Here is a 7,241-nt window from a genome sequence, read left to right on the forward strand (position 1 = left end):
GTCGAGCACGCCGTCGGCGCGCCAGCGGACGAGGTCGCCCGTGCGGTAGAGGCGGGCCCCCGGCTCACCGGAGAACGTGTCTGGCACGAAGCGCTCGGCGGTGAGTTCGGGCTGGCCGACGTAGCCGCGGGCGAGGCCGTCGCCGCCGATGAACAGCTCTCCGGTGACGCCCACGGGCACGGGTTGGCCGTGCGCATCCAGCACGTACACACGCGTGCACCCAATGGGCTTGCCGATGGGCACGGAGGAGCCCACCTGCTCGGGCCGTGTCACCGGGAAGGAGGTGGCGAAGACCGTCGTCTCGGTGGGGCCGTAGAAGGCGGTGACGGGGAGGCGCAGCGCCTCCACCGCGCGGCGCACGTGGGCCGGGGACACCACGTCGCCGCCCGTCATGACGTGCTTCACCGAGGAGAGCCCCGGCGGCGGGTTGTCCACCAGTTGCGTGAACAGGCCGACGGTGGCCCACAGGGTGGTGACGCCGGAGGACTGGAGGACGTGGCCCAGTTCCTCCAGCGAGGGCACCTGGGGCGGCATCACCACCAGGCGTGCGCCGTGAAGGAGGGCGCCCCAGATTTCGAAGGTGGAGGCGTCGAAGGAGATGGGAGCGAAGTGGAGGAGGGTCTCCTCGGGGCCGAAGCGCGCGTAGTCCACGCCGATGAGGGTGCGCAGCACGCCCCGGTGCGTGGTGCCAACGCCCTTGGGTTTGCCGGTGGAGCCGGAGGTGAAGTCCACGTAGGCCAGCGAGTCGGGCAGGGCGGACGGAGGCGGCGCGTGCGTGGGCTCGGAGGCGAGTGCGGCCTCCTCCAGCACCACGGTGCGGAGGCCCTCTCCGGGCAGCTTCGGCAGCAGCGAGCGGGTGGTGACAAGCACGCCCGGACGGACGTCCTCCACCATCGCGGCGAGCCGCTCGCGAGGGTACGACGGGTCCAGCGGGACGTAGGCGGCTCCGGCCTTGAGGATGGCGACGAGGGAGACGATGAGCTCCAGCGAGCGCTCCACCGCGAGGGCGACGCGCGCGTCGGTGGTGACGCCCAGGCCGCGCAGGTGGTGCGCGAGCTGGTTGGCACGCTCATCGAGCTGCCGGTAGGTGAGCTTCGAGCCACTGAACTCGACGGCGACGTTGTCGGCGTGGCGCGCCACGACCTGCGAGAAGACCTGGGGCAGGGTCGCGTCGCGCGGGTACTCGGAGGCGGTGGCGCTCCACTCCAGGAGCACCTGCTTCCGCTCCGCCGGCGACAGCATGGAGACCGAGGCCAGGGGGGCCTCGGGCCTGGAGGTCAGTGCCTCCACCAGCACCTGGAAGTGGCTCGTCATCCGCAGCGCGGTGGCGTGCTCGAAGAGGTCGGTGTTGTAGCTGAGCGAGCCCTGGTAGCCCTCGGGGGAGTCCGTCAGGCTGAGCTGCAGCTCGAACTTGATGGTCGGGTTCTCCACCTCCACCGGGCTCAGCGACAGCGCCTGCTTCCGCACCGCGGGCATGGGCGCGTTCTGCAAGGAGAAGATGACCTGGAAGAGCGGGCTGCGGCTCATGTCGCGGGTGGGCTGCAGCTCCTCCACCAGCCGCTCGAAGGGGATGTCCTGGTGGGCGAAGGCACCCAGCGAGCTCTCCCTCACCTGATGGAGCAGGTCGAGGAAGGAGGCGTGGTCCTCCACATGGGCACGCAGCACGAGGGTGTTGACGAAGAAGCCGATGAGGCCCTCCAACTCACCGCGCTGGCGGCCGGCGATGGGCGAGCCCACGGCGATGTCCCGCTGCCCGGAGTAGCGCGACAGCAGCACCTGGAAGGCGGCCAGCAGGGCCATGAAGGGCGTGGCCCCTTCCCGCTGGCAGAGCGCCTTGAGCGCCTCGGAGGCGGAGCGCGAGAGGACCAGCGGAAGGTGCGCGCCATGGAAGGTCTGCACGGGCGGACGGGGCTTGTCGGTGGGCAGCTCCAGCGTGCTGAGGCCAGAGAGCTGCTTTCGCCACCAGCCGAGCTGCTCATCGAGCACGGCGCCCTGGAGCCAGCCGCGCTGCCAGACGGCGTAGTCGGCGTACTGGAGGGGCAGGGGCGGCAGGGGAGAAGGCGTGCCCTGGGAGAAGGCCTCGTAGAGGGCGGCGACTTCGCGCACCAACACGCCCATGGACCAGCCGTCGGAGACGATGTGGTGCATGTTGAGGGCGAGCACGTGCTCGGCCGCCCCCAGCTTCAGCAACTGCGCGCGAACCAGTGGGCCGGTGGTGAGGTTGAAGGGCCGCAGCAGCTCGTCGCGCAGGCGGCGCTCCAGCTCGGCGCGGGCGGCCTGGGGGGCCAGGCCACTGAGGTCCACCGTCTCCAGCGGCAGCGTGCCGGTGGGGGAGATGCGCTGGACGGGCTGGTCCTCCTGCTGGGTGAACGTAGTGCGCAGGGCTTCGTGACGGCTCGCCAGCTCGTCGAGGGCGCGGCGCAGGGCGTCCGCGTCGAGCGCCCCTTCCAGGCGCACGAAGGTGGGCATGCTGTAGGAGGCGCTGCCCGGTTCGAGCTGAGCGATGAACCACAGACGCTGCTGGGCGAAGGACAGCGGCAACGGGCCCGTGCGTGGCACGGGAATGAGCGGAGGCGCGGCCCGCTGGGGGGCACCGTTGGAGTCGAGGCGCTCGGCGAGCGCGGCGACGGTGGGGGCCTCGAAGAGGGCGCGCAGGGGCAGCTCCACGCCCAGCGCGGAGCGGATGCGGGAGATGACCTGGGTGGCGAGCAGCGAGTGGCCGCCCAGCTCGAAGAAGTTGCCGGTGACGCTCACCTGGGACAGGCGCAGGACGCTGGCGAACAGCTCCGCCAGCTTCTGCTCGGTGGCGTTGCGCGGGGCGACGAAGGATTCGGAGGAGGCCAGCGCCGCGTCGGGAGCGGGCAGGGCCTTCCTGTCCACCTTGGCGTTGGAGGTGAGGGGCAGGGTGTCCAGCCGCACGAGGGCGGAGGGCACCATGTATTCGGGCAGGCGCTGCTTGAGGAAGGCGCGCAGGGCGGACGTGTCGAGGGACTCGGGAGCCGCGACGTAGCCGACGAGGCGCTTGTCACCCGGGACGTCCTCGCGCACCAGGGCCACGGCCTGTGCCACGCCGGGGAAGGCCAGCAGGGCGGCTTCGACCTCGGCCAGCTCGATGCGGTAGCCGCGGACCTTCACCTGCGCGTCGGCGCGGCCGAGGAACTCCAGCACGCCGTCTCTGCGCCAGCGGGCGAGGTCTCCCGTGCGGTAGAGGCGGGCACCCGGGACGCCGGAGAAGGCATCGGGGACAAAGCGCTCGGCGGTGAGGGCGGGTTGCTCCACGTAGCCACGGGCCACGCCGTCGCCGCCAATGAACAGCTCACCTGTGACACCGACAGGCACGGGCTGGCCGGAAGCGTCCAGCAGGTACACCTGGGTATTGCCGATGGGCCTGCCGATGGGGACGGAGGCGCCCACGTGGGCGACGTCCGTCATGCGGTGGCAGGAGGCGAAGAGGGTGGACTCGGTGGGGCCGTAGCAGGCGGTGACGGGGATGCGCAGCTCCTCCAGCACCCGGCGGACGTGAGGCGCGCTCACCACGTCGCCGCCGGTGAGGAGCTGCTTGACGCCGCGAAGTGCTGCGAAGTTGTGGTCCACCACCTGGGTGAAGAGGCCGGAGGTGAGGTGGAGCGTCGTCACCGCGTGCTTCGTCAGCACGGACTCCAGCTCCTTCAGGTCGGAAGGAGAGTGCGGCGGGAACACCACCAATCGAGCGCCGTGGAGCAGCGGGCCCCACAGCTCCAGGGTGGAGGCGTCGAAGGAGACGGGGGCGATGAGAAGGAAGGTCTCGTCCGGGCCGAGGTGGGCGTAGTCGACGCCAAAGACGGTGCGCAGCACGGCCGACTGGGGAGTGCCGACGCCCTTGGGCCTGCCGGTGGAGCCGGAGGTGAAGTCGATGTACGCGAGGCTATTGGGCAGAGCGGTCAACGGTGGAGCGGAAGTCGGCTGTCCCTCCAGGGAGACTTCCTCCAGCACCACGGCGGCCAGTCCCGTGGCGTTCAGCTCACTCGAGGTGGGGAGCGCGGGCTCGTCCGAGATGGAAGTGGCCACCCCAGGCAGCTTCGCCAGCAGCTGCCGGGTGGTGATCAGCACGCGCGGGCGTGAGTCTTCCACCATGGCCGCCAGGCGCTCACGCGGATACGACGGGTCCAGCGGGACGTAGGCGCCACCGGCCTTGAGGATGGCGACGAGGGAGACAATCAGCTCGAGCGAGCGTTCCAGGGCAATGGCCACGCGTGAGTCGGTGGACACACCGAGGCCGCGCAGATGCCAGGCGAGCTGGTTGGCGCGCTCATCGAGCTGCCGGTAGGTGAGCTTCGCGTCGCCGAACTCGACGGCGACCTTGTCGGGGAGGCGGGCCACCACCTGCGAGAAGACCTCTGGCAGGGTGGAGCCACGCGGGTACTCGGAGGCGGTGGCGTTCCAGTCCACCAGCACCTGCTTCCGCTCCGCCTGAGACAGCAGCGACACGGAAGCCAGGGGGGCCTCGGGCCGGGAGACGAGAGCCCCCACCAACGTGCGGAAGTGCTCCGCCATCCGGTCGATGGTCGCCGGCTCGAACAGGTCGGTGTTGTAGCCCAGCGAGCCCTGGTAGCCCTCGGGCGAGTCCCCGAGGTTGAGCTCCAACTCGAACTTCACCGTGGCGTTGGTGACTTCCAGCGGGCGCAGCGCGAGCCCCGGCATCTTCACGCCGGACGTGGGCGCGTTCTGGAGGGCGAAGAGCACCTGGAACAGGGGGCTGCGGCTCGTGTCCCGCGCGAGCTTCAGCTCGTCCACCAGCTTCTCGAAGGGGACGTCCTGGTGGGCGAAGACACCGAGCGCCGATTCCTTCACCTGCCGCAGCACGTCGCGGAAGGAGTCCCTGGCGCCCAGGCGCGTGCGCATCACCAGTGTGTTGACGAAGAAGCCGATGAGCCCCTCGTGCTCCCGCTTCGTGCGGCCCGCGATGGGCGAGCCCACCACCACGTCGTCCTGCCGGGAGTAGCGCGACAGGAGCACCTGGAAGGCGGCCAGCAGCGCCATGAAGGGAGTGGCACCCTCGCGGCGGCAGAGGGCGTTGAGGGCATCGGACAGCGCCCGGGACAGCTTGATGGGCCGGAGCGCGCCGTTGTGCGTCTGCATGGCCGGCCGGGGCCGGTCCGTGGGCAGCTCCAGTGCCTCCGGAGCGCCCGCGAGCTGCCGGCGCCAGTAGGCAAGCTGCTTCTCCAGCACCTCGCCCTGGAGCCACCCGCGCTGCCACACCGCGTAGTCCGGGTACTGCACCGGCAGCTCGGGCAGCGGCGAGGGCTGGCCCATGAGGAACGACAGGTACAGCGCCGTCAGCTCCTGGACCAGGATGCCCATGGACCAGCCGTCGGAGACGATGTGGTGGATGACCAGCACCAGCACATGGTCCTGCGCGTCCAGCGTCAGCAGCCTCGCGCGCAGCAGCGGTCCCGTCGCGAGGTTGAAGGGCCGGCGAGCCTCCTCCCCGGCCAGCCGCCGCGCCTCGGCTTCCCGCTGCTCGGCGGGGAGGGCGTGCAGGTCTTCCAGCGGAATGGAGAACGCTCCAGGCTCGGTAACGACCTGCACGGGGCCATGGTCCGTGTTCCGGAACGTGGTGCGCAGCGCATGGTGGCGGCGCACCAGCTCCGCGAAGGCGCGCTCCAGCACGCCGTGGTCCATGGGACCGGTGAAGCGCAGCCCGTAGAAGATGTTGTAGGCGGGGCTGCCCGGCTGGAACTGGTCCATGAACCACAGTCGCTGCTGGGCGAAGGACAGCGGCAGGCCGTCTCCGCCACCACCCGGCGTGCCCGGCGTGGGCGGCTCCGAGCCCGTCGCGCCAAACAGCCGCGGGGCCAGCTCCTTCACATGCGGCGCGCGCAGCAGCGAGTACCCGTCGCCGGGCGTCTCCTCCACTTCGACGCCGCTCTCGGCCAGCTCTCCCCAGCCGCGGTCCTTCTCGCCGTCCTCCAGGTCCGGCGCCTCGCTGGCGCGCAGGATGCGCACCGGACCGGAGTAGGGCTCCGGCACGTAGCGCCGCGCCGCGCGCAGGTGGCTGGCGAACATCTTGAACCGCGCGCGCACCTCGTCCAGCGAGGTGCCCTCGGGCAGCAGTCCGGACTTCACGCCCTCGGCGTGCAGGTGCTGGAGCAGCGGCTCGGCGTCCTTGCCCGTGGTGAGGCTGGTCGGCAGTGGCAGCTCGTCCATGCCGGCCTGTCGCGCCAGGTCGCGAGCGAAGTGGCCCGCCTGCGCCGCCGCCGCGCTGGCCTTCGTCGCGGCATCGGGAGTGGTGGGCGTGGGCTCGATGAGCGCAACCTTCGCTTCCAGTCCTTCGCGCTGGAGTTGCTGCGCCATCTCCCAGGCCACGGCGCCGCCCAGCGCCCAGCCGGCCAGCAGGTAGGGACCCTCGGGCTGCGCCGCGCGGAGGGCCTCCACGTAGAACGCGGCCATGACGTCCACGGACTCGAAGGGCGCGCGGCCGTCATCGAGGCCGCGGGCCTGGAAGCCCAGGATGGGCTGTCCCTTCGGGGCGTGCTCCACCAATTCCGCGTAGCAGTGGAGGCGGCCGTCCAGGGGGTGGACGAGGTAGAGCGGCCGGCGCGCGCCGTCACCCGCGCGCAGCGGCACGAGCGGCGACCACGGCTTGGGCTCCGTCTTGGGGGCCGCCGCGACGGCGGGCTGGGCCGCCTGCCGCGCCTGCTCCAGGCGTGATGCGAGTGCTTCCACGGTGGGGGTCTCGAAGAGGGTACGCAAAGGCAGGTCCACTCCCAGCGACTCGCGCAGGCTGGTGGCGAGGCGGGTGGCCAGCAGGGAGTGGCCACCCAGGGCGAAGAAGTCGTCGGTCACGCTCACGCGCTGCACGCCCAGCACCTGGGCGAACTGCTCCGCCAGCGCCTGCTCCAGCGGCGTGCGCGGCGCGACGAAGGGCGCGGCGCCACGCAGGCTGTCCGCGTCGGGCGCGGGCAGGGCCTTGCGGTCCACCTTGGAGTTCGCGGTGAGGGGCAGTGCGTCCAGCCGCACCAGGGCGGAGGGCACCATGTATTCGGGCAGGCGCTTCGCCAGGGAAGCACGCAGCTCCGCGAGGTCCGGTTGGATGCCCGGGGCCGGCACCACGTAGCCCACCAGCCGCTTGTCGCCGGGCACGTCCTCTCGGGCCAGGACCACGGCCTGTGCCACGCCGGGGAGGGCCAGCAGGGCGGCTTCGACCTCGGCCAGCTCGATGCGGTAGCCGCGGACCTTCACCTGCGCGTCGGCGCGGCCGA

General features: G+C 71.4%; 1 protein-coding gene. It reads right to left on the reverse strand.

What is annotated here, in order from left to right:
• The coding region (locus tag K8638_RS43820; RefSeq protein WP_223760750.1) for a non-ribosomal peptide synthetase at window positions 1-7,241 on the reverse strand (7,241 nt) is incomplete at both ends.

It is taken from the genome of Myxococcus sp. RHSTA-1-4, from assembly GCF_020037125.1.
Classification (GTDB): domain Bacteria; phylum Myxococcota; class Myxococcia; order Myxococcales; family Myxococcaceae; genus Myxococcus.